Source organism: Shewanella intestini (assembly GCF_018221465.1).
GTDB classification, from domain to species: domain Bacteria; phylum Pseudomonadota; class Gammaproteobacteria; order Enterobacterales; family Shewanellaceae; genus Shewanella; species Shewanella intestini.
Genome location: NZ_JAAIKR010000038.1, coordinates 1 through 1,514 on the forward strand (window position 1 = coordinate 1; position 1,514 = coordinate 1,514).

The 1,514-nt window shown below is 38.2% G+C and carries 1 protein-coding gene and 1 pseudogene; one reads left to right on the plus strand and one right to left on the minus strand.

The genetic code is table 11. The features are described 5' to 3' along the window. The first annotated feature begins 88 nt into the window (after positions 1-88). A complete protein-coding gene (locus G3R48_RS16985) occupies positions 89-520 on the plus strand; it encodes a hypothetical protein (protein ID WP_153663863.1) in 432 nt (143 codons plus the stop codon). A gap of 655 nt (positions 521-1,175) precedes the next feature. Here the strand turns inward: G3R48_RS16985 and G3R48_RS16990 are convergent. Continuing rightward, positions 1,176-1,514: pseudogene (locus tag G3R48_RS16990) on the minus strand (transposase); the annotation flags it as partial.

Sequence of the window (1,514 nt, forward strand, 5' to 3'; positions counted from 1 at the left end):
CAAAATACAGTTGGCTTTGCTCCTTCGTCGCTTATTCTAGCCAACTATATTTTGCCATTAACAGGGCGTTAGCAGTACAAGGAAAGTCGTGAGCAAATATCTCTGGGATTTAACTCTTCAAGATTTTAAAGAACATTCAGTTTGGCAGCTTGCCTATTGGAAAGATGATTCTCTTGAGGAAACGGTTGTTTGCCCTGCTTCAAAAAGTGACGCTTTAAATCTCAATTCAGAGCTACTTGTTAAAGCCAAATTTAAAGACGCGCTTGGTGTCGAGTTCGTGGGATACGTTAAATATGGAGCAACAGGGATCGAAGCCTCCCAACCTTGCATGTTTATCGGCAATACCCACATTACTTTTTGGTTTGGTATTTCTACGCCAAATATATCTAATCTAGTTAAACTTAATTTCCCAATTATCGTCACTTCTGAAGCAACGTACGGGTTAAAAGAGCAAACAGAAACAATTAAAGGTTACGGCTATATTAGTTCATCATCTAATAATGTAGTAATGTACAGCTAACAAGAGCATTAAGTGAAGGGACTGCTAACGCTAGGCTCGGTTCCGCTTCGCTACACAAGTATAGCCTAGCATTATCAGCCCCTTATGCGGGCGTTATATGCCTAAGGAAGCCAGGTGTTAAAAAGGATGTTTTTCTGGATCTTAAGTCGATTACCGTTTTTCTTTCTATTCTTTATCTTACCGTTCATTGTTATGAATAGTTGTGAAGGCTGGAACGCTGGTAACATGGAAACACAAAGTTGTGCCATAGACTTTTGGTTTATTCGAATATATGCCGATTTCTATTATGCATTTATTATGTTTTCATCTTTTATGCTATTACTGCCTGTTCTCTTCTACATTATTATTTGTTTGGTTTTGACTGAGATACTCGATAGAAAATTAAGAAAAACTATAGATAAAAGAGTAAATGGCATATAACAAGCCAATTAAGTGATTCCTAAACATGCCACCCATAATTAATATAAGCAACACGACTCAATTCTAATGTATGGCTTGATAGATTAAAGGGCGATTAACCAACCAAATTCAGCACTGATATACAAAAAAGTCCCAACTTGGTCGTTTATCTATTATTTGTATGAATTGAACACAGCCGAAAAACTTGATGACTATCAAGAATGAAATGTTAAGTGATTAAATCAGATAGGTAACGCTAGGCGCTCAGCCATTTTTGACAGTTAGCTGCGCTTGGTCGTCGTTTACGGTCGACATGTTGGCAATATTCAGTCAGTGCTGGCAGTGAGCCAACTGCGCCTTTAAATAATGCCTCAAACTCGGTGGTGATTGTTAACCAGTTTTCTGCTGGTATGTTTAATCGGTCAAGAATATGCTGACTACTTATAGTTATTGCGCCACGCTTGTCATCACGAATAATCCGTCCAGTATCCTCTACAAGCACAATGTAATCTTTCACACTGTACATTAATCCGTTAGGCATATTCTGGCGTTCATTACCCACAAATGGCAATAATTCAGTAGGTTGCTCGCCTTT